This window comes from Idiomarina sp. UBA4520, assembly GCF_002388365.1.
In the GTDB taxonomy this organism is placed as follows: domain Bacteria; phylum Pseudomonadota; class Gammaproteobacteria; order Enterobacterales; family Alteromonadaceae; genus Idiomarina; species Idiomarina zobellii.
In genome coordinates this window covers 193,568-215,293 of sequence record NZ_DGMK01000022.1, presented here as the reverse complement: position 1 = coordinate 215,293, position 21,726 = coordinate 193,568, and the positions used below count along the sequence as shown (strand labels likewise).

Annotated in this window: 23 protein-coding genes; 16 read left to right on the top strand and 7 right to left on the bottom strand. The window is 46.5% G+C overall.

The window, feature by feature from the left end:
- The first annotated feature begins 259 nt into the window (after positions 1-259).
- Positions 260-1,363, top strand: coding sequence for a tRNA (uridine(54)-C5)-methyltransferase TrmA (gene trmA, locus B3850_RS11950; protein WP_286872713.1), 1,104 nt, complete (start codon positions 260-262; stop codon positions 1,361-1,363).
- Positions 1,364-1,365: 2 nt separating this feature from the next.
- On the opposite strand, the gene B3850_RS11945 is transcribed toward trmA, so the two are convergent.
- From B3850_RS11945 to efp, 3 genes are all read right to left on the bottom strand, one after another.
- Positions 1,366-1,761 carry a MerC domain-containing protein gene (locus tag B3850_RS11945; protein WP_286872710.1) on the bottom strand — a complete coding sequence of 132 codons (396 nt, stop codon included), beginning with the start codon at positions 1,759-1,761 and terminating at the stop codon, positions 1,366-1,368.
- Positions 1,762-1,902: 141 nt separating this feature from the next.
- Complete coding sequence (epmA, locus tag B3850_RS11940; RefSeq protein WP_286872708.1) at positions 1,903-2,874, bottom strand: EF-P lysine aminoacylase EpmA; 972 nt, start codon at positions 2,872-2,874, stop codon at positions 1,903-1,905.
- 9 nt (positions 2,875-2,883) lie between these two features.
- A complete protein-coding gene (efp, locus tag B3850_RS11935; RefSeq protein ID WP_053954303.1) occupies positions 2,884-3,453 on the bottom strand; it encodes an elongation factor P in 570 nt (189 codons plus the stop codon).
- A 106-nt stretch (positions 3,454-3,559) separates the two neighbouring features.
- On the opposite strand from efp, the gene epmB reads away from it, so the two are divergent.
- Entirely contained in the window at positions 3,560-4,582 is a 1,023-nt protein-coding gene (gene epmB, locus B3850_RS11930) for an EF-P beta-lysylation protein EpmB (protein WP_286872705.1), read from the top strand.
- A gap of 13 nt (positions 4,583-4,595) precedes the next feature.
- On the top strand, positions 4,596-4,916 hold the full coding sequence (gene priC / locus B3850_RS11925) for a primosomal replication protein PriC (protein WP_286872703.1): 321 nt from the start codon (positions 4,596-4,598) through the stop codon (positions 4,914-4,916).
- On the opposite strand, the gene B3850_RS11920 is transcribed toward priC, so the two are convergent.
- The 3 genes from B3850_RS11920 to B3850_RS11910 form a co-directional block, all read right to left on the bottom strand.
- Positions 4,913-5,413 (bottom strand): DUF3016 domain-containing protein, encoded by a 501-nt coding sequence (locus tag B3850_RS11920; RefSeq protein ID WP_053954306.1) that lies wholly within the window; start codon positions 5,411-5,413, stop codon positions 4,913-4,915. The genes priC and B3850_RS11920 overlap by 4 nt on opposite strands.
- A gap of 115 nt (positions 5,414-5,528) precedes the next feature.
- A complete protein-coding gene (gene groL, locus B3850_RS11915) occupies positions 5,529-7,175 on the bottom strand; it encodes a chaperonin GroEL (protein WP_053954307.1) in 1,647 nt (548 codons plus the stop codon).
- 51 nt (positions 7,176-7,226) lie between these two features.
- On the bottom strand, positions 7,227-7,517 hold the full coding sequence (locus B3850_RS11910) for a co-chaperone GroES (protein WP_053954308.1): 291 nt from the start codon (positions 7,515-7,517) through the stop codon (positions 7,227-7,229).
- Between the two features lie 172 nt (positions 7,518-7,689).
- Here B3850_RS11910 and cutA point away from each other — a divergent pair, with 172 nt between their 5' ends.
- From cutA to B3850_RS11850, 12 genes are all read left to right on the top strand, one after another.
- Positions 7,690-8,001: a divalent-cation tolerance protein CutA gene (cutA, locus tag B3850_RS11905; protein WP_273270449.1), complete on the top strand. Its 312-nt coding sequence runs from the start codon at positions 7,690-7,692 to the stop codon at positions 7,999-8,001.
- Entirely contained in the window at positions 7,998-9,707 is a 1,710-nt protein-coding gene (locus B3850_RS11900) for a protein-disulfide reductase DsbD (RefSeq protein WP_286872169.1), read from the top strand. Before cutA ends, B3850_RS11900 begins: the two co-directional genes overlap by 4 nt.
- A gap of 144 nt (positions 9,708-9,851) precedes the next feature.
- The gene (aroQ, locus tag B3850_RS11895; RefSeq protein ID WP_273270451.1) at positions 9,852-10,316 is read left to right on the top strand and encodes a type II 3-dehydroquinate dehydratase; all 465 of its coding nucleotides are present in this window, start codon (positions 9,852-9,854) and stop codon (positions 10,314-10,316) included.
- Between the two features lie 8 nt (positions 10,317-10,324).
- On the top strand, positions 10,325-10,786 hold the full coding sequence (gene accB / locus B3850_RS11890; protein WP_053954312.1) for an acetyl-CoA carboxylase biotin carboxyl carrier protein: 462 nt from the start codon (positions 10,325-10,327) through the stop codon (positions 10,784-10,786).
- 20 nt (positions 10,787-10,806) lie between these two features.
- Positions 10,807-12,156, top strand: a complete 1,350-nt coding sequence (gene accC / locus B3850_RS11885; RefSeq protein ID WP_053954313.1) for an acetyl-CoA carboxylase biotin carboxylase subunit — start codon at positions 10,807-10,809, stop codon at positions 12,154-12,156.
- 4 nt (positions 12,157-12,160) lie between these two features.
- Positions 12,161-13,042: a 50S ribosomal protein L11 methyltransferase gene (prmA, locus tag B3850_RS11880; RefSeq protein ID WP_053954314.1), complete on the top strand. Its 882-nt coding sequence runs from the start codon at positions 12,161-12,163 to the stop codon at positions 13,040-13,042.
- Positions 13,043-13,166: 124 nt separating this feature from the next.
- The gene (dusB, locus tag B3850_RS11875; protein ID WP_053954315.1) at positions 13,167-14,138 is read left to right on the top strand and encodes a tRNA dihydrouridine synthase DusB; all 972 of its coding nucleotides are present in this window, start codon (positions 13,167-13,169) and stop codon (positions 14,136-14,138) included.
- Between the two features lie 7 nt (positions 14,139-14,145).
- Complete coding sequence (gene fis / locus B3850_RS11870; RefSeq protein ID WP_053954316.1) at positions 14,146-14,439, top strand: DNA-binding transcriptional regulator Fis; 294 nt, start codon at positions 14,146-14,148, stop codon at positions 14,437-14,439.
- Positions 14,440-14,513: 74 nt separating this feature from the next.
- Positions 14,514-16,070: a bifunctional phosphoribosylaminoimidazolecarboxamide formyltransferase/IMP cyclohydrolase gene (gene purH, locus B3850_RS11865; RefSeq protein ID WP_286872017.1), complete on the top strand. Its 1,557-nt coding sequence runs from the start codon at positions 14,514-14,516 to the stop codon at positions 16,068-16,070.
- Between the two features lie 86 nt (positions 16,071-16,156).
- The gene (locus B3850_RS11860) at positions 16,157-17,020 is read left to right on the top strand and encodes a class I SAM-dependent methyltransferase (RefSeq protein ID WP_286872020.1); all 864 of its coding nucleotides are present in this window, start codon (positions 16,157-16,159) and stop codon (positions 17,018-17,020) included.
- Between the two features lie 8 nt (positions 17,021-17,028).
- Complete coding sequence (purD, locus tag B3850_RS11855; protein WP_286872022.1) at positions 17,029-18,312, top strand: phosphoribosylamine--glycine ligase; 1,284 nt, start codon at positions 17,029-17,031, stop codon at positions 18,310-18,312.
- Between the two features lie 70 nt (positions 18,313-18,382).
- Positions 18,383-20,167 carry a bifunctional diguanylate cyclase/phosphodiesterase gene (locus tag B3850_RS11850; RefSeq protein WP_053954320.1) on the top strand — a complete coding sequence of 595 codons (1,785 nt, stop codon included), beginning with the start codon at positions 18,383-18,385 and terminating at the stop codon, positions 20,165-20,167.
- On the opposite strand, the gene maoP is transcribed toward B3850_RS11850, so the two are convergent.
- Positions 20,164-20,529 (bottom strand): DUF413 domain-containing protein, encoded by a 366-nt coding sequence (gene maoP, locus B3850_RS11845; RefSeq protein ID WP_053954321.1) that lies wholly within the window; start codon positions 20,527-20,529, stop codon positions 20,164-20,166. The genes B3850_RS11850 and maoP overlap by 4 nt on opposite strands.
- A 172-nt stretch (positions 20,530-20,701) precedes the next feature.
- On the opposite strand from maoP, the gene B3850_RS11840 reads away from it, so the two are divergent.
- Complete coding sequence (locus B3850_RS11840) at positions 20,702-21,700, top strand: DUF4382 domain-containing protein (RefSeq protein WP_054491310.1); 999 nt, start codon at positions 20,702-20,704, stop codon at positions 21,698-21,700.
- Positions 21,701-21,726 lie beyond the last annotated feature (26 nt).

The window sequence follows — 21,726 nt, the reverse complement described above, 5'->3', positions numbered from 1 at the left end:
AAAAAAGATGTTTTAGAAAACTTAGGTTTTCGGCGGCTTCGTTGCCTGCCTCGAACGTGGAGCGCATTTTAGAGATTTAACTCGCACCGTCAAGCGCTTTTTATGCCTTTTTAACTGTTTTTCTCTCGACCGTTCAGTATTCGTTCAAATGTAATCAAGAGTTAACATTTTATGCGTTAAATCTGAGCAAAACTTGGTAGTTAATAGTTTCGGTGCGTAAAATAGAGGAATAAACGAAACTTACGCAACAGCGGATACTATGACGTACAAAAAGATTGATACAGCAAACTACCCAGAGCAGTTCCGAAGCAAAGAAGAAAGCTTAATAAAGAAATTGTCGAAATTTGGGGTACAACAACTGGATACTTTCGAGTCACCCCGGAAACACTACCGTATGCGTGCTGAGTTTCGTGTTTGGCATGAGGGAGATGATCTCTATTACATCATGTTCAACCCGGAAACGCGGGAAAAAATCCGTATGGACGAATTTTTACCAGGTAGCGAGTTAATTAATCGCCTAATGAAACAACTAATAGAAAAGCTAAAACCTAATCCAATACTCAGGAACAAGCTTTTTCAAGTCGACTTTCTTACAACCACAACGAACCAAGCCGTTATCTCTTTGCTTTATCATCGCCCCCTGGATGACGAATGGGAAAAGGAAGCCACAGCTTTACGTGAAAAGTTTAAAGAGTTGGCAGACATTAATATTATTGGTCGTGCTCGAAAACAAAAACGGGTTTTGTTTGACGACAGTGTTGTCGAGCATGTCAACGTCGGAAATAAAACCTATCAATCGATTCAAACCGAAAATAGTTTTACCCAGCCCAATGCAAAAATTAACGAAACAATGATTGGCTGGGTCAAACAGCATATCGGACAAAATACTCATGACTTATTGGAGCTGTACTGCGGTAACGGCAACTTCACCCTACCTTTAGCAGAAAACTTCCAGCGAGTCTTAGCCACGGAAATTAGTAAAAGCTCGGTAGCGTCTGCCCGGAGAAGTGCTGAGCTGAATAACATTGAAAACGTCACTATTGTTCGTATGTCTGCTGAAGAGTTTACTGAAGCGCTAAATGGTGAGCGGTTATCTCGTCGCGCTGATGAGGCTGACATTAAAAACTTTGACTGTAAAACCGTGTTGGTTGATCCGCCTCGCGCCGGGCTTGATACTGAAACACTGAAAATGGTGTCGGCTTATTCCAGAATAATCTATATTTCCTGCAACCCGGATACGTTAGCAGAGAACTTAGATTATTTAACGGAAACTCATGAGATTACTGCCGCCGCTATGTTTGATCAATTTCCATATACTGATCATGTAGAAACAGGGGTCGTACTTGAGGCTAAAGCTGACTAGCTTTACAGCGGTTGCTGAGAAGAGGTAAAAGCCAACTTTTTAATAAGGCGTAAGTTTGATACGTGAGCGTATATTATCAAGCCTGCGCCAAATAGAATAATGACGGGTTCACCCCAATGACCAAGCACGTCTCGCTGTGAATAAATAGCCGCACCTAACAGTAGGAACGTTAACAGATTCCAGTTGCCGTGTTTGCGAGCGCCACTGACTAATGACCAAAGCCCAACAAATACACTCAGGCCAAGAATGGTATTTTCAAGCGCATCTTCACCGATGAATGCTAAACCCGCCATCGCTAATAATGGCAAGATAAGAGGCAGCAATAGGCAGTGGATAGCACATAATGTGGTAATCCAGATTCCTGCTTTGTCTAAGTTTTGGGGCGTATTAGCCTGCATAAACATTCTGCCTTACTGTTTGCTCTTGAGTGCGCTCAACGAATTTATCGCCTAACTGACGTGTTATATTATAACATACGCGTTTATTATCCAAGACAGATCATCTAAATTTTGATTTAAGGCAGAATTATTGGTGTTTTTTTAGGCGTTATTAGTTGTGAAAGGAAGCACTTCGCTAATGTGCTTAGCACCGGATTTTATCATTAGCAGCCTATCGAAGCCTAAAGCGACACCGGCACAGTCGGGTAAACCGGATTCCAAAGCTGCAATTAGTCGCTTGTCCGCCGCCATTTGCGGCTGCTTGTTCGTCATTCGGTATCGGTTGTCGTCTTGAAAGCGCCTTGTCTGCTCAACAGCATCGGTCAATTCGTGATACCCATTGGCAAGCTCGACACCTTGATAATAAACCTCAAACCGTTTTGCGACTCGTGGGTCAGACTCATCCACTCGAGCTAGTGCAGCTTGTTCTACAGGAAAGCGCGTTACACATTGCGGCACGTTTTTAGTAAAAGTTGGTTCAATACATTCCGAGAAAGCTACTTGTAATATAGTGGACGCATCGGTTTCTTTTTGCATCCAGTCAGTCAGCGCAGGAACGCTCTCTAAATGTTGTCTTATGCCCTCAATGCCGTCCGGCGTCAAAGGATCCAACTTTAGCGTCTCCAGAAAACACTGTTGGTAGCTACGCTCAACGATCGGCGGAGCGCCGCAGGTTTCCGATAACAACTGAGAGACTTCATTAATAAGCGCGTTATCGTCAAAGCCAATACGGTACCACTCGAGTAAAGTAAACTCAGGATTATGATACCGACCAACTTCATCGTCCCGAACCACATGACTGAGCTGGTAAATGTCTTGTTGGTAAGCTGCGACAAGCCGCTTCATTGCAAATTCAGGAGAGGTTTGTAAATAGAGGGTGTTTGTACCAGACGGAAGAGGCTGACTAAACTCGGTAGACAGGTTTTTTAGATGGACGTCAGTAACACCATACTGGGAAAGTAAGTGGGTATCGACTTCAGTCACACCACGATTTTCAAAAAACTGGCGCACTGACTTAAATAGGTCAGCCCGCTGTTGCAGCATGCTCCAACTTGCGTCAGGGCGCCAGCTCATTATTCAAACTTACTTCTGAACGCGTGAAACGTATTCGCCAGAGCGCGTATCCACTTTGATCACTTCACCAATTTGCACGAACAACGGCACTCGAACAACGGCACCAGTGCTCAACGTTGCTGGCTTACCACCTGTTCCCGCGGTATCGCCTTTTAAGCCCGGATCTGTTTCGGTAATTTCCAATTCAACAAAGTTTGGTGGCTGTACACTGATTGGCTTTCCTTCCCATAAAATCAATGTGCACACGTCCTGTTCAACCAACCATTTTTCCGCATCGCCAACAGCCTTAGCGTCAGCAGGCACCTGTTCAAACGTTTCATTGTTCATGAAGTGCCAGAACTCACCGTCGTTGTATAAATAAGACAACTCAAGCTCGATAACGTCAGCACCCTCAACTGACTCGCCCGACTTAAAGGTTTTCTCTACCACTTTTCCGCTAATTAACTTACGGATTTTTACGCGGTTAAATGCTTGACCTTTACCAGGCTTAACCATCTCATTTTCGACGATCGAGCATGGCTCGCCGTCTTGCATGATTTTTAAACCACCTTTGAATTCACTTGTACTGTAATTTGCCATAACGACATTTTCCTTGCTTAAACCATCATTATTTGCGCGCAATAATAAAACAAAATGACTTTATTTTCAGGTAAAATACGAACTTTGTTGAGTATAGGGAGGTCGCATGACCGAAAATTCAGTGTCCGTCAGTCCACGAGCTGATTGGCTCTACGAATTAAAAAAGTCATACACTCGACCTGAAGACTTGCTATCAGCCTTGCAGCTGGACGCCAGCGCGTATGCCGACGATATTAAAGCGCGGCAACTATTCTCCATGCGAGTGCCACGCCCCTTCGTTCAACAAATGAACATTGGCGACCCTAATGACCCTCTGCTGCGGCAGGTACTTCCTCTTGTAGACGAGTTTAGAGTCGAACCGGGGTTCCATAAAGATCCGCTCGACGAGCAAAGCTCTCCGGCTAATGGTCTGCTGCATAAATATCACGGACGGGTTTTATTAATCCTGCAAGGCGGATGTGCCGTTAATTGCCGCTATTGTTTTCGCCGGCACTTTCCCTATGACGAGTTAACCATTAGTCAGCGGCAAATTGATGACACGCTAGACTACATAAAACAGAATCCAGAAGTTAACGAGGTGATTTTAAGTGGCGGTGACCCACTAATGGCGAAAGACGAGCGGCTACATAAACTCGTGCGGGAGCTAGAAGCTTTACCTCAGCTGACTCGTTTACGCATTCACAGCCGGCTGCCCGTGGTTATTCCGTCCAGGCTGACTGACGGGCTATTAACGTCTTTAACCCAAAGCCGATTACAAGTCGTGTTAGTAATACACGCGAATCACGCGAACGAGATTTCTAATGATTTGTCCGCCGCTTTAAAGAAATGGCATAACGCCGGCATACACCTGCTAAATCAAAGCGTTTTGTTAAGAGGAGTTAACGATAGTTCGGAGGTACTTTGCCGCCTGAGTGAAACGCTCTTTCGTGCAAACGTGTTACCCTATTATCTGCACCAGCTGGATAAAGTTGAAGGCGCCAGCCATTTTGAAGTAAGTGACGACAAAGCCCAACAGCTTTGGCTGGACATGACGCAACAGTTACCCGGCTTTTTAGTTCCTAAGCTTGTTCGGGAGCAAGCTCGCAAACCCAGTAAAACTGCCATAATGCCCGATGGCTTAACAACATAATGAAGGATGATTCATGAGCGACAGCTTTGACAGTGTTGAACAGAAAATTCAGGAGCACCTGCAAGTTCTCTATAGACAGGTCGTCGATGCCGATCAATATCTAGATGATATGCGTCAACAGGGTAAGGCCAAGTTCCAGGGAGTGTTTGCCGAGCAGACAATTTTCAAAAGTAAGGGCAATAAGTTTCAGCCCTACTTAAATGAAATCACTGAAAACTTGGAAGCCTGGAAACAAAACCAAAGTGATGAAGAGCTACTGCAGCTACTGGTTCAGCAACTGCAGCTTATGACTGAAACTCTGGCGCGGCTTAAAAGTATTCGCCAGGCCGGTTAACTCTTTTCGCCCAAGGTTTCGTTGAACCAGCGGGTTAACATTTCTTTTTCAAAATACAAATCGTCGCGACGTTTTACCGAAGCCAGGCTGTCATAGTTAAAGCCCATGTTCTTTAACTTCTCCTGGCCTTCTTTTATCACTTCGCCGCTACTGTCCGTTAACTGATAATTAAAGCTGATGCGTGGAAAGTCTATTTCACGAACAATACGCACATAATTAGACGTTGACCGCCCAAACGTTGGTTCCAAACGGCCGGTTAAGTCGACATTGGTTACAACCATATGCAGCTTTTGCCCATCAGGTAGCTCACCGGCTAACTGATGAATATGCTCAGTCAACTGCTCTTTCACTTTTTCCTGATAACGCTCTTCGTTGCTGTTAGCCGGCTTAAAGTCAGTATATTTATCAACACCTTCCCATTTCACTTCGGCTTCTCCAGCAAAGGAAAAAGCACTAAAGGAGATAGCCATTAATACCACTAAACTACGAATACGCATGCTTATTCCTCCGTCATACGTTTTACTTATATGGCGTTAGAGTACCGAAAAGCAAAAAAATTCCATAAAAAAAGGGAGCCGGCTGAGGCTCCCTTTTTTGGCGTTTAAGCGCGCATTACATCATGCCGCCCATTCCGCCCATGCCACCCATGTCGCCGCCAGGCATTCCGCCAGCATTGTCATCTTGTGGGATGTCAGCAATCATAGCTTCGGTAGTAATCATTAACGCACCTACTGAAGAAGCAAACTGCAGCGCTGAACGAGTCACTTTGGTTGGATCCAAAATACCCATTTCCAGCATATCGCCGTACGTATCGTTACCCGCGTTGTAACCGTAGTTACCTTCGCCGTCACGTACGTTGTTAGCAACAACAGAAGCTTCTGCACCAGCGTTGGTTGCGATTTGACGCAGTGGCGCCTCCATTGCACGCAATGCTAAACGAATACCGACGTTCTGTTCTTCGTTGTCGCCGCGTAATTCACCCAGTTTGCTTGCTGCACGAACCAGTGCAACACCACCACCCGGGACAACGCCTTCTTCAACCGCAGCGCGAGTCGCGTGCAGAGCGTCTTCAACGCGCGCTTTCTTCTCTTTCATCTCAACTTCGGTCGCAGCACCTACTTTAATGACTGCAACACCACCAGCTAACTTAGCCAGACGTTCTTGCAGTTTTTCGCGGTCGTAGTCAGAAGTAGTTTCTTCCATTTGCTGTTTGATTTGCGTTACACGGCCTTCGATAGCGGCATCGTCGCCGTTACCGTCAACAACAGTGGTGTTATCTTTAGTGATAACAATGCGCTTCGCTGTACCTAAGTCTTCCAGCTGAGTTTTCTCCAACTCCATGCCGATTTCTTCAGAGACAACCGTACCACCCGTCAATACAGCAATGTCTTGCAGCATTGCTTTACGACGGTCTCCAAAGCCAGGTGCTTTAACGGCTGCAACTTTAACAATGCCGCGCATGTTGTTTACAACCAAGGTTGCCAACGCTTCGCCTTCAACGTCTTCAGCGATGATCAGCAATGGTTTACCTGCTTTAGAAACACCTTCTAATACCGGCAGTAATTCACGGATGTTAGAGATTTTCTTGTCAACCAACAGGATGAATGGGTTATCCAATTCAACTGAACCGCTTTCCTGGTTGTTAATGAAGTAAGGAGACAGGTAACCACGGTCGAACTGCATACCTTCAACAACGTCAAGCTCATCTGTCAGTGCCTGACCTTCTTCAACAGTGATGACACCTTCCTGACCAACTTTGTCCATCGCTTCAGCGATGATTTGACCAATAGTATGGTCAGAGTTCGCAGAAATAGTACCAACCTGCGCAATGGCTTTGCTGTCAGCGCACGGCTGAGAAATTTTCTTCAGCTCTTCAACTGCAGCGATAACCGCTTTGTCGATACCACGTTTTAGATCCATTGGGTTCATGCCCGCAGCTACCGCTTTTAAACCTTCGTTTACGATAGCTTGCGCCAATACGGTCGCAGTAGTTGTACCGTCACCAGCTTCGTCATTTGCTTTAGACGCCACTTCTTTGACCATTTGTGCGCCCATGTTCTCGAACTTATCTTCCAGCTCGATTTCTTTTGCAACTGACACACCATCTTTAGTGATGTTCGGCGCACCGAATGACTTATCTAAAACAACGTTACGACCTTTAGGGCCTAAGGTTACTTTTACTGCGTCAGCCAGTACGTTGACGCCTTTCAGCATTTTTTGACGCGCTGTGTTACCAAACTTAACTTCTTTAGCTGCCATGTTTGCTTTCCTCTCAAATGCGGTTTAACGATTTATGCGTTAGGGTTTGGCTTATTCTTCGATAGCCAAAATGTCGCTTTCGCTCATGATCAGGTACTCTTCACCGTCGATTTTCTCGGTTTTTACACCGTAACCTTCGTTGAACAGAACCTTGTCGCCGGCTTTTACGTCCAGCGCACGCACTTCACCGTTATCCAAAATACGGCCATTACCTACAGCGACGACTTCACCGCGTGTAGATTTTTCTGCCGCAGAACCAGTCAGAACAATGCCGCCTGCCGATTTAGCTTCGACTTCGATGCGTTTGATAATGACTCGATCGTGTAAAGGACGAAGTTTCATTGGTGATAACTCCTCAACCTATGTTGTTAGTGGTAAATACCCCTTTGGGGCGTGTTAAAAACGTTGTGCTCAATAAATGGGGGAAATTTTTGTCTTATCAAGGGGGGCAGATAAAAATTTTTTATGGTAATTTTGCTGCTCAATTGAATAACGCAATGATACAGGTGTTTCCATGGTCAAACTCTTCTATTGCACAACCGATAGTCAGTCGTCCGCTAATGAGTTAGCCGCATCGATTGTGGAACAGCAATTGGCCGCCTGCGTTAATATCATCCCGGGCATTACCTCGGTGTATCATTGGAATAACGAAATTCAGCACGATCAAGAATGGCTGCTACTTATTAAGACCACTGACGACATGTCTGAGGCTCTCAAAGAAGCAATAATGAAGATACACCCGTACGATTCACCAGAGCTTATCAGTGTCGATGTTACCGACGGCTTACCCGATTACCTACAATGGGTTCAGGATACCGTAAAATGATAAAATCGCTGTTCCAGGTAACTCTAGCTTTATTATTGATAGTCGCAGCGACATTACCCGCTACCGCGACACAGAGTCCATTCGCCAGTAATAACCAAGAGTTTTTACCGGTCGATGAAGCCTTTGACTTTAGCAGCGACGTTGATGGCAAAACAGTAACTGTCAGTTGGTTAATTGCGCCAAACTACTATTTGTATCAACACCGCTTTTCGGTGGTTCCAAAGAACGCCTTAGCTAGTGAGTTAAACTTCCCTGAAGCAGAGTCTCATCACGACGAATTTTTCGGCGAGTCTTTTATTTACCGAGAGTATGCAGAGCTTACCTTCGAGCTAAGCGAAGACTACTCCGGCCAACAAATTACCATTCAGTATCAAGGCTGTGCTGATGCGGGGCTATGTTACCCACCGACCCAGAAAACCATAACGCTTGACGTTAGCGCCGAAGCTGACGCCAGTACAGCAAACGAAACACGTTCCGACGAGTCGTTATTCGGTATTGGCGAGCAGTCACTTGTGGTGACTCTTCTGCTGTTCTTTGCCTTGGGTATAGGTTTAGCATTTACCCCTTGTGTCTTCCCTATGTATCCGATTCTGTCGGGCGTTGTCCTGGGAAACCGTCAGCGCACCTGGCGTAATACGTTATGGATGTCCTTTATTTATGTGCAAGGTATGGCTATCACCTATTCGTTATTAGGCCTGGTCGTTGCGCTCGCAGGCATGCAATACCAAGCCTATTTTCAGCACCCAGCGGTTCTCATTGTTTTAGCAGTATTGTTCACCGCGTTCGCGTTAAGTATGTTTGGTGTGTTTACCTTACAACTTCCCATTAGCTGGCAGTCTCGACTGCAGCAGTTTAGCGGTCAACAAAAAGGAGGTAGCCCCTTAGGTGTATTCATTATCGGCGCCATCTCCGGATTAGTAGCCTCTCCCTGCACAACGGCACCTCTTTCCGGCGCTTTACTCTTTATTGCACAATCAGGCGATATCATAAACGGTGCAGCAATACTCTATGCATTAAGTTTAGGCATGGGTGTTCCTCTTATTTTGTTCGGTCTCAGTGGCGGTAAGCTGCTGCCTAAAGCCGGCGCCTGGATGACCGTCGTGAAACAGGTTTTTGGCTGGTTACTGCTTGCTGTCACACTGTTCTTAATCGAGCGTTTACTACCAACCCATATAAGTATGTGGCTATGGGTATTCTACTTTGTGATTGCCGCCGGAGCGTTAATTGCCGCCATTAGTCGAATTACCTCAGTGAAATCGACCGTTATTTCATTAATCGCTTTATCGAGCCTGGCTACCATTGGGGTTTACTGGCAAGTGAATAAAGCTCAGTTAGAGCAGCAAAGTCATGGCTTATTTAAGCAAGTAAGCACTCTTGAAGACATTCAGCGCGAAATAACCGAGAGTGATGAGTGGGTTATGCTGGATTTATACGCTGACTGGTGTATTGCCTGCAAAGAGTTTGAGCAGTACACCTTCTCTGACGCCAACGTACAAAAACACTTTGAAAGTATGCATTTGATACAAGCTGACGTTACCGCCAACAATAAGCAGGACATCGCTATACTGAATCACTACAAAGTGCTGGGTCTGCCAACCATTTTGTTCTTTTCACCAAACGGCGAAGAGCAGAAAGCATACCGTGTAACGGGCTTTAAAAACGCTGAAGACTTTAAAAAGCACCTTGAAAACATGCTAAATGAGTAATTTTGCGCCTAAATGCTCTGATAAGACCAGTAAAGTGCTGCATTCCTGTCATTTTTGCCTATAATACGGAAAATAAGAACTCACATTAGAAGTTACTGTCTACAATAGTTAGTTTTCAGTGATTTCGAAGCAGATGGCGGCATAATGGCGAAACCTTCTCATATATTAGTGCTAAATGGCCCAAATCTTAACCTGCTAGGTTCGCGGGAGCCCTCGATTTATGGTCATAAAACACTCACTGATATTCAGCAGGACTTAAACAGTATCGCTAAAGCAGAGAGCGCGGAGCTGACCTTTAAGCAGTCAAACGCCGAACATCAACTGATTGACTGGATACAGCAAGCAGCAGAATCTGACGTTGATTACATCATCATCAACCCTGCGGCTTACGCTCACACCAGCGTTGCAATAAGAGATGCACTATTAGCCACTGCTATTCCATTTATTGAAGTACACATTTCCAATATTTATCGCCGTGAGTCATTCCGGCATCACTCGTATTTAGCGGACGCCGCAACCGGCGTTATTTGCGGCTTAGGACCTTCAGGTTATGAGTACGCTTTGAAGGCCGCTTTACAGCATTTAAATAACAACGACATTGAAAGGTAAGCGTTAGCATGGACATTCGTAAAATTAAGAAATTGATTGAACTGGTTGAAGAGTCAGGCGTGGCTGAGTTAGAAATCACCGAGGGTGAAGAGTCAGTTCGTATTAACCGATACAGCGCTCAGGCGGCACCAGCGCCCGTTCAGTACGCTCCGCAACCAGCACCTCAAGCGGCGCCTCAAGCTCAGTCAGCACCAGCTGCTGCCGATAGTGCTGAAGCACCCAGTGAAGAAATATCCGGTCATATCGTTCGCTCACCCATGGTGGGAACGTTCTACGAAGCGCCTTCACCTGATGCTAAGCCATTTGTCACTGTGGGTTCACAAGTCAACGCCGGCGAAACACTGTGCATCGTTGAAGCAATGAAAATGATGAATCAAATTGAAGCAGACAAGTCCGGTGTTGTGAAACAAATTCTGGTCGAGAACGAAGAGCCAGTTGAGTTTGATCAGCCACTATTTGTTATCGAATAAAGTAACCGCAGGAATTTGTCATGTTAGATAAAGTGGTCATAGCCAACCGCGGCGAAATTGCACTGAGAATTTTGCGAGCTTGTAAAGAGCTTGGCATTAAGACGGTTGCGGTTCACTCGACGGTCGACAGAAATTTAAAGCACGTACTGCTTGCTGATGAAGCCATTTGTATTGGTAAAGCACCGGCGAATGAAAGCTATTTGAACATACCAAGAATTATTAGCGCTGCAGAAATTACCGACTCAGCCGCCATTCACCCAGGATATGGCTTCCTTGCTGAGAATGCAGACTTCGCTGAGCAAGTTGAACAATCAGGTTTCGTTTTCGTGGGACCAACAGCAGACGTTATTCGCCTGATGGGCGATAAAGTCTCAGCGATAAAAGCCATGAAAAAAGCCGGGGTTCCTTGTGTTCCAGGGTCAGACGGTCCTCTGGACGACAATGATGAGCGCAATATTAAACTCGCCAAGCGCATTGGTTACCCAATTATTATTAAAGCGGCAGGCGGCGGCGGTGGCCGCGGTATGCGCGTTGTGCGTCAAGAAAGCGAGTTACTAAGCGCCATTAGTATGACTCAGAATGAAGCAAGAGCTGCTTTCGGGAACCCCGTTGTTTATATGGAGAAGTTCCTGGAAAACCCTCGCCACGTAGAGGTTCAGGTTCTCGCCGACGGCCAGGGCAACGCTATTCATTTAGGCGAGCGAGACTGCTCTATGCAGCGTCGCCACCAGAAAGTGGTCGAAGAAGCGCCAGCCCCAGGTATTACGCCAGAAATGCGTAAGTTCATTGGTGAGCGCTGTGCCAAGGCCTGTATAGAAATTGGCTATCGCGGTGCTGGTACCTTTGAGTTCTTATATGAAAACGGCGAGTTCTACTTCATTGAGATGAACACCCGTATTCAGGTGGAGCACCCAGTCACCGAAATGGTTACCGGTATCGACCTTATTAAAGAGCAGCTGCGCATTGCTGCTGGCCGACAGCTTTCTATCAGCCAGGAAGACGTTGTTATTCGTGGGCATGCTGTAGAGTGCCGAATTAACGCAGAAGACCCTGACACCTTTGTGCCGTCACCAGGACAAATCACACGATTCCACCCTCCGGGCGGCTTTGGTGTTCGCTGGGACTCTCATGTTTATGCAGACTACAAAGTGCCACCTAATTATGACTCAATGATTGGTAAGCTCATTACCTACGGCGAAAACCGCGATATCGCTATTGCACGTATGCGCAATGCGTTGAGTGAGCTCATTATTGAGAACATTAAAACCAACGTACCTCTGCAAAAAAGCATCATGGCGGATGAAAACTTCCAGCATGGTGGTACCAACATTCACTACTTAGAGAAAAAGCTCGGTATGGGCGGTCATTAACAGAATGGCCTGGATACAACTCACCCTCTCCAGTAGTGAAGAGCATGCGCCGCGTGTCGGCGACATGCTCATGGGCAATGGCGCTCAAGCGGTCACCTACCGTGACGGCGCCGACACACCTATTTTTGAACCCAGACCGGGCGAAGTGACATTATGGCAAAACACTCTAGTCACGGGATTGTTTGACGCTGAGGCTGATATTAAGTCGGTTGTCACTAACTTGGAAAAGTCGTCGATTTTACCGACCCCGCTTCAATACAAAACCGATGCGCTTGAAGACAAGGACTGGGAACGTGAGTGGATGGATAACTTCCACCCTATCCAGTTTGGCGAGCGCCTTTGGATTTGCCCTAGCTGGCGCGATATTCCTGACCCGTCAGCAGTAAATATCTTGCTTGATCCAGGCATGGCGTTTGGTACCGGTACGCATCCAACGACAGCTATGTGCTTGCGATGGCTTGACGCTAACCCACCAAAAGATAAGACCACCTTAGACTTTGGCTGTGGCTCCGGTATTTTGGGTATTGCCGCACTCTTGTTTGATGCGAAGCACGCTATTGGTATCGACATTGACCAACAGGCACTTATCGCCACTAAAGACAATGCGGAGCGTAATGGTGTCAGCAGCAAATTCGACGTATTCCTGCCAAGCGAGCAACCACTAACACAGGTCGACTTAGTCCTAGCCAACGTGCTCGCCGGACCACTCAGAGAGTTGTCGGACACCATACTGGCATTTGTTAAACCCGGTGGTCAGCTCGTACTTTCCGGAATTTTGGAACGTCAAGTCAGCGATGTAATACAAGCCTACCAGCCTGACATAAAATTCGACACGCCCGTCATAGACGGCGACTGGGCAATGCTCAGCGGTACTCGAGTTGGTTAACAAGCGTTCGCTTTGTCAATAGTAAAAAGTTAAAAAAAGAATCAAATTGCGTAATAAATAGCCTTTTCTTTATTGCGCAAATTCCATAAAATTCTCTCCCCTTTCGCTGAGTAGTTTTTAACCGATGCGGATTGGTCCATATCAACTCGACAATCAGGTCATTCTAGCTCCCATGGCCGGAGTTACTGATCAGCCCTTTCGTCAGCTGTGTTACAGCAAAGGGGCAGGTTTGACAGTGTCTGAAATGCTGTCCAGTAACCCGAAAGTGTGGAAAACCGGGAAATCCAGGCAACGCATGGACCACTCGGGTGAATTAGGTATTCGCGCCGTGCAAATTGCAGGCTCCGAGCCTTCTTTAATGGCAGAAGCGGCCAAAGTGAATGTCGATATGGGCGCTCAAATTATTGACATCAATATGGGCTGCCCAGCGAAGAAAGTGAATAAAAAAATGGCAGGCTCTGCGCTGATGCAATACCCGGAGCTTGTTGAAGAGATACTGACAGCCGTGGTTTCAGCTGTCGATGTTCCGGTCACGTTAAAAACCCGTACCGGTTGGAACCGGGACAATAAAAATGGCATTGAAATAGCAAAAATTGCCGAACGTTGTGGTATTCAATCGCTCGCAGTGCATGGTCGAACAAGAGCCTGTATGTACAAAGGCGAAGCCGAATACGACACCATACGAGCGGTAAAGGAAGCGGTTTCAATCCCTGTCATTGCTAATGGTGATGTTCGTACACCACAGCAAGCACAACAGGTTTTAGCTTATACCGGTGCTGACGCAATAATGATAGGACGTGGCGCGCAAGGAAATCCCTGGTTATTCAGGGAAATAAGCCATTTCCTGGAAACCGGTGAAGAATTAGCGCCACCGTCAATATCGGAAGTCGCGGAAACAACGATTAATCACGTTGAACAGCTGCATCAATTTTACGGCAGCTTTCAAGGTGTTCGAATAGCCAGAAAACATGTTGGTTGGTACTTGAAAGAACAAGCCAGCAACGATGAATTCCGGCAAGTATTTAATCGCCTGGAAGACGCCAGCGAGCAACTCCAGGCACTTGAAGATTATTTTGTCACTGTAGAGAAGAGATAAGCGTATTATGTTTGATCAAAACCCTAATCGTGAGAATGTATCTCCCCTGACCACTATCGGAAACAACGCTCAGCCTAAGCCGCTGCGTGACTCCGTAAAGCAAGCACTGCACAGCTTCCTGCGCCAGCTTGACGGTCAGGACCCAGAAGAGCTGTATGAACTGGTGCTTTCAGAAGTAGAGGCACCATTACTTGAAGAGGTCATGACTTACACCCGGGGTAATCAAACCCGCGCCGCGACCATGCTAGGCATTAACCGCGGCACCTTACGCAAAAAGCTGAAAAAATACGGCATGAACTAATACGATTTTTGGGCGCCTTTTGGCGCCCTTTTTTTATGGCTTAAAAAAGTAACTTAGAACAGAAAGGCAAAACCATGGAAAACCGTCCTATCCAACGCGCGTTAATCAGTGTTTCAGATAAAACAGGCATCGTTGAGTTTGCTCAGGCGTTAGCAGCGAAAAATATTGAAATTCTCTCTACAGGTGGCACTGCTAAACTTTTGCGCGACTCTGGCTTAACCGTTATTGATGTCTCTGAGCATACAGGTCAAACGGAAATTATGGGCGGTCGTGTGAAAACGCTGCACCCGAAAGTTCATGGCGGCATTTTAGGTCGACGAGACATTGATCAGGACGTTATGCAAGAGCAAGACATTGCGCCTATCGACATGGTCGTTGTGAACCTGTATCCATTTGCCGAAACGGTCGCGAAGGAAGGTTGTACTTTAGAAGACGCGATAGAGAACATCGATATTGGCGGTCCAACCATGGTTCGCGCGGCAGCGAAAAACCATAAAGATGTCACTATAGTAGTTAATGCGTCTGACTATGACCGTGTTTTAAATGAGATTAATGACAGCGGTAGTGTCAGCTACAACACCCGTTTTGATCTTGCGGTTGCTGCGTTTGAACACACAGCCCAATACGACGGTATGATAGCGAACTACTTAGGCCTGCAGCTCAGCGACAATGACTTTGCGCGCACCTTGAACTTGCAAGTATCTAAGAAACAAGACTTGCGCTACGGTGAAAACTCGCATCAATCGGCAGCGTTCTACACTGAGCGTAATGCGCCTAAAGGTAACGTGTCTACAGCAGAGCAGCTACAAGGCAAAGCACTGTCTTTTAATAACATTGCCGATACCGATGCAGCATTGGAATGTGTGAAAAGTTTCGCAGAGCCTGCGTGCGTCATTGTAAAACACGCGAACCCTTGCGGCGTTGCCATTGGCGAGTCTATTACCAAAGCTTACGATAGAGCCTTTAAAACCGATCCAACCTCAGCTTTTGGTGGCATCATTGCGTTTAACCGCGAACTGGATGAAGCGACAGCAACTGCAATTGTTGAGCGCCAGTTTGTCGAAGTTATTATTGCGCCAAGCGTTAGCGATGCCGCGAAAAAAGCCGTCTCCGGTAAGAAAAACGTACGTTTGCTCGAGTGTGGTCAGTGGGCTGACTCTGGCACTCAGCTCGACTATAAACGAGTCACCGGCGGCTTATTAGTACAAGATACCGACACTCAGGACTTTAACGAAGACGAGTTGAAAGTCGTTAGCAAGGTTCAACCAACCGAAGAACAAATGACTGACCTGATGTTCTGCTGGAAGGTGGCTAAGTTTGTTAAGTCAAATGCCATTGTTTATGCCAAAGACGGTATGACCATTGGTGTTGGCGCTGGGCAAATGAGTCGGGTTTACAGTGCAAAAATTGCCGGCATTAAAGCAGCTGATGAAGGCCTTCAGGTCGAAGGTTCAGTCATGGCATCTGACGCATTCTTCCCATTCCGGGACGGTATCGATGCTGCCGCTGAAGCGGGTATTAAAGCTATTATTCAACCCGGTGGGTCTATTCGCGACGACGAGATTATTGCTGCCGCAGACGAACACGGCATAGCCATGGTCTTTACCGGGATGCGCCATTTCCGCCATTAATGCGTAGTGATAAGTGATGTTATTTGCTGCCCCGACGATTCGGGGCTAATCTTTACAAACACTTATAAAAACGAAGAGGCAGTTATATGAAATATTCTGCAATCGCATTATCCATGGTTTCTCTTTTGGCGTTATCAGCCTGTGACAGTGGTCCGAAGTCGTCGGCACCGGCAAGCACAGAGCAAGGCGCACCTATCACTTTAGAAAGCGCAGTTAACCACGAGGATCGCACGCCTGCGTATGTTGAGCGTGATCAGTTCCGCCATCCAAAAGAAACTCTAGAGTTTTTCGAACTTGAACCTTCGATGACCGTTGTCGAAATATGGCCAGGCGGTGGTTACTACAGCGAAATTCTGGCGCCATACCTCGCTGACGAAGGTACATTTTACGCTGCACATTTTCCGGAAGATACACAAAGCGACTATTACCAACGCTCACTCAATAAATTTAAAGAACGCCTCACCAGCGAAGCTGTGTTTGGCAATGTTGAGCTGACTCAGTTTGCCCCTTTGACACCACTGGAAACTGATATTGCGCCGCCAAACAGCGCTGATCGCATACTGACCTTCCGTAATTTACACAATTGGTATATGAGTGGCGGCGAAGAAGCGGTGTTGGATGCTTTCCGACAATTCCATCAAGCATTAATTCCGGATGGTATTTTGGGTGTGGTTGATCACCGTTTACCAGAAAGTGCAGACGATGGCGCTATGGAAAACAGTGGTTACATTAAAGAAAGCTGGGTTATTGGTCTTGCTGAACAGGCTGGCTTTGAGCTTGTCGAAAGCAGTGAAATTAATGCAAACCCGAAAGATACAGCGAACCATCCTAACGGTGTTTGGAATTTACCTCCAACACTCAATGTCGAAGATGGTGATGACGCTGAAATTTATAAAGCCATCGGTGAGAGTGACCGATTCACACTGAAGTTTAGAAAACCCGTAGAATAAGGATACTCATGAAAGTTTTGGTTGTTGGCGGCGGAGGCCGTGAACACGCACTGGCGTGGAAAGCATCACAGTCCTCACAAGTAGACTGTGTGTTCGTAGCTCCTGGCAATGCAGGAACTGAACGTGAGCCAAACCTCACAAACGTTGATATTGCGGCCGAAGACATCGACGGCCTGCTTAACTTTGCCAAACAGGAAAGCATTGGGCTGACCATTGTTGGTCCTGAAGCACCTCTTGTCGCCGGCATTGTCGACAAATTTACTGAAGCTGGCTTAGCCGCTTTTGGTCCTACAGCTAAAGCCGCTCAGCTGGAAGGTTCTAAAGCGTTCAGTAAGGACTTCCTGCAACGTCACAAGATTCCAACCGCCGACTACCAAAACTTCACAGAAGTAGACTCTGCAAAAGCTTATGTTGCTGAAAAAGGCGTGCCTATTGTCATCAAAGCAGACGGCTTAGCAGCCGGTAAAGGCGTTATTATCGCTGAAACCCTGGAGCAAGCTAACGCAGCGATAGACGATATGCTGGCAGGCAACCGCTTTGGTGACGCAGGTCACCGTGTGGTCATTGAAGAGTTTTTAAAAGGCGAAGAAGCGTCTTTCATTGTAATGGTTGACGGTGAACGCGCAATACCCTTTGCCTCTAGCCAGGACCATAAAGCTCGTGACAATGGCGATACGGGCCCGAACACCGGTGGTATGGGCGCCTATTCTCCAGCACCGGTCGTTTCTCCGGCGATTCATGACTGGGTAATGCGTCATGTTATTAAACCAACCGTTGACGGAATGGCGGCTGAAGGCGCTCCTTATAAAGGCTTCTTATACGCTGGGTTAATGATTGCGGAAGATGGTACATCCAAGGTGCTCGAATACAACTGTCGTTTTGGGGACCCGGAAACACAGCCAATTATGATGCGCCTTAAGTCAGACTTAGTTGAGCTATGTCTGCAAGCAGTCGAGGGCAAATTAAACCAAGCACCTATCGAGTTCGATGAGCGCGCGGCGGTAGGCGTGGTCATGGCCGCAGGTGGTTACCCTGAAAGCTACAATAAAGGCGACGTTATTCACGGTTTACCGGACACTGAGCTGGAGAATCAAAAGGTTTTTCACGCCGGTACCAAAATGAACAACGGAAACGTAGTTACCAGCGGCGGTCGCGTTCTTTGCTGCACCGCACTTGGTAAAACTGTGACAGAAGCTCAAAGCCTCGCATACCAACTGGTTGATAATATTAGCTGGGACAATGTCTACTTCCGCACAGATATTGCCCACAGAGCCATTAAACGCGAAAGCTAAAACCCACCTCCTGTCATAACACCGTCATAAAAAGGACTTATCATCCGTGGTGTTTATGACAGGAGGCTTTATGTCAACGAGCGATAACCGCCGGGCACTCATTTCACTCATTGATAATCAACAATTGTATCCCCTCTTTCAGCCCGTTGTTGATACTACCCGCGGTTGTGTGATTGGTCATGAATCCCTTATTAGGGGGCCTAAAGGCCATGTTCTGGAGTTTCCCGATAAACTGTTCTCGGTTGCTCACGAAAGCGATTTACTCTCAGAGCTTGAGCTTGCCTGTCGTTACGCCGCGATAAAAGAGTTTCAGCGCCGAGGTATGACCGGCAAACTGTTTTTAAACGTAAACCCCAACGTTTTAAAAGATGACTCCCACCCCCATGGTTCAACATTACGACTGTCACAGCAGCTGGGACTGGATCCTCACCAAATTGTTATTGAAATATCAGAGCGATATCCAATAGAGGATACCGAAAACCTGAAAGAAGCCATTATTCATTACCGTCAATTAGGCTTTATGATAGCCATCGACGACTTAGGTGCCGGCTATTCTGGCTTAAAGCTTTGGTCTGAGCTGCATCCTGATTACGTTAAAATTGACCGCTATTTCATTCAGGATATTCATGAGTCGTCGGTTAAACGGGTGTTTGTTCAAAGCATTCTCTCGCTGGCAAAAAATATACAAACGAAAGTTATTGCTGAGGGGATTGAAACCAAAGATGAGCTTGAACAGCTTCACGCATTAGGCATTAAGCACTGCCAGGGCTATCTGTTCGGTAGGCCTGCCAAGTTGCCTGCGAGAGATGTAAACACATCCCTTTTAAATACATATCAGCCTACTAAAAGCAGCTACCACGAAACTATCGCCAGCGTTGTTAATTCACTGGAAACTATTGCTGATGATGAACCGGCACTAGAGGCACTCAACCGTTTTACCAAGAATGCCTCATTGTCGTTACTTCCGGTCACCCGATACCAGCAAGTGGTAGGCGTGCTTCGCAGAGAAAAACTGTTAGAGCGTTTTTCCGGCTCTTATGGGCATGCCTTAAATGCCAGCAAGCACGTTGTGCATATTATGGAAAAAGAACCGATAGCTGTTGATTGGCGAGCATCGTTAGAAGACGTCAGTCAGTTAATCACTGAGCACGAAGAAACCGATGTCTATCAACATATTATCGTCACTCGCAATAACAGATATTACGGCGTAGCTTCTATAAAGAGCTTACTGCGGAAAATAACTGAGCTAAAAATTAATGATGCCCGACATGCCAATCCCTTAACTCAATTGCCCGGTAATGTAGCTATAAATCGGGTTATCAACGAAAAGTTGAAAGCTCAAACCCCATTTAGTGTCGCCTACTTCGATTTAAACCACTTCAAGCCCTATAACGATATTTATGGCTACGAGCAAGGTGATCAAGTGATCAAGTGGGTTGCTCAGCTACTGCAGAAACGCCTTACAGGGTGCAGTAACTTTGTCGGTCATATTGGTGGTGATGACTTTGTTGTAATATTTGATCACTCAGCGGGAAATGCAGGTCTCGTTGAAAACAGCTGTAAAAACGTTATTGAGCTGTTTGATAGGGATGTCATTCAGTTTTATCAAGAGGAACATATAAAGCTTGGCGGCATTAAGGCAGTTAACCGAGAGGGTCACCCAACATTCTTTTCTTTATTGAGCATTGCCGTTGGAGTGGTCAGCCCAGACGCTAAACTTTGTGAGTCGCACCATGACGTTGCCTTACTAGCAACCGAGGCCAAGAAAGAAGCAAAGCGTTTTGGCGGCAGCCATTGTTACCTTTGCCACCGCCAAGCCCCCAGACGCTTAAAGCTTGTTAGTTCACATTCTTAATCTTCGACAATCAAATCGTCTTCTGTGTCAGACGATGAGCCTAATGAGTCATCCGCAAACTTACCTTTGCCATACATACTGGCGACTTTAGGACGGTGAATACGCGCCTGATATTTGGCCCAGGCTTTTTCAACCGGGGTAGCAGGCGCTTGCTCGCCTTTTGCAGCAGCCAGTAAGTCGATATCCTCTTGAGAAGTCGGTTTAAACTCTCCATTAAGCATGGCGGTAATTAAACAACCGTAGTGTGTCAATGCATCGCTTTCCCGGATAGAAAAATCGCCCGAACGAGCGAAGCCATAAGGGTAGTTTCGGAAATCGTTAAACGGTTTCTTCAATAATAACTCTCGGGTAATAATGGTCATGATAAGCCCTTCCTACAGACTAAAACCGAACAAAAAGCCTGTCGTTATTTACGACAAAAACGATATAGAGCCATACTGAGAATTTGTCAATGAAAATGTTTGTAAAACGCGTTTTAAATAAGTGCGGTAATGCCTATAAATAACAGGAGTTAACTCATAAGGAGGAATGCCCATGCGTTTATTTGCATACACTACGTTAGCTTTGGCGACAGTAACGCTAGCCGCTTGTGGCGGTTCAGATGATGACCCGACCACACCGGATACTGCTCAGTTGACTTTAGGAGTAAGTGACGCGCCTGTCGATAACGCAGAGTCCGTGGTTGCCTGCTTTAATGCCGTGGAGCTCACTGGAAACGGAAATGGAACGCAGACATTTACGGTTGGCGATGATTTAGAAGCACCTGAAGAGAATGACCTTTGCCTAGACGAGGAAGGTAACCCAATTCCTAATACAATAGGCATCGACTTACTTGAATTTACTGGTAACGAGTCGATGGTGTTTCTCGAAAACGCAGAAATTGAAGCCGGTCAATATGGACAACTCAGACTGGTAATGGCCGATGGTTCGTACATCATGACTGACACAAATGGCGATGGAGAAGCTGAGCAAGTACCTGTCCAAGTGCCATCCAATGAACTTAAACTCGATGGATTCATAGCTGATGCAGGCGGTAACCTTAACTTCACTGTTGAGTTTGATCTACGCCATGCAATGACCAACCCGGTCGGTCAAGCACACTATATTCTGAAGCCACGCGGTGTTCGCTTAGTTGATAACTCAGCGGTTGGCCACTTGAAAGGTACAGTAGCCGAAGGCGCTCTGCTGTTTAATGAAGCCTGCACTGTCGCACCTGAAGATGAATCGCAGCCAGTTGCTTACGTTTACCTTTATAAAGGCAGCGATTTAGAAGCTTCAGCGTTAGCCGACAACGGCGGTAGCGAAGAGAATGAGCCGTACGCGAGCACAGCGGTTTATTTTGACGGGGTTGATACCTATGACTTCGCTATGGGTTTCGTTGCGACCGGCGAGTACACCGCTGCGTTAACTTGTAATAATACGGATGACCCAGAAGCAGATGATGACATAGAGTTTTTCCTAACTGAAAATGTCACCATTGAAGCATCAAGTGAACCAGTAGAACTCGAGTTTATTGGTGCCGCAAGCGAATAACTCATTTCGCAGTTTTAGGCAGCAGG